General features: G+C 60.2%; 1 protein-coding gene. It reads left to right on the forward strand.

The genetic code is table 11. The features are described 5' to 3' along the window. The coding region (locus tag EGN72_RS19010; RefSeq protein WP_158623085.1) for a hypothetical protein at positions 1-264 on the forward strand (264 nt) is incomplete at both ends.

The following is a 264-nucleotide window of genomic DNA, read 5'->3' on the forward strand; positions in this document are numbered from 1 at the left end:
ACAATGAAACGATATGAGATCAAATCAGGGTTGAACGCCGGTCTGGACGGGGTTCGGACGGACAAACGCAGCGCGCTTGGGCAAGCCTTGGGCTATGCCGATATCAAATGGAGGCTGCTCCTCGATCCCGACTATTCGCCCAACGGCGTGCCGTTCGACCGGGTGAACGGACGGTTGACGGCGGCATCGGTGCCGATCCCGCGCGGTAACTTTGCCAATGGCGCGGCGGCCTTCAACCTCATCAGTAACACTCAGGTCCAGCCC

Source organism: Pseudorhodobacter sp. E13, from assembly GCF_003991405.1.
Taxonomy (GTDB): domain Bacteria; phylum Pseudomonadota; class Alphaproteobacteria; order Rhodobacterales; family Rhodobacteraceae; genus Pseudorhodobacter.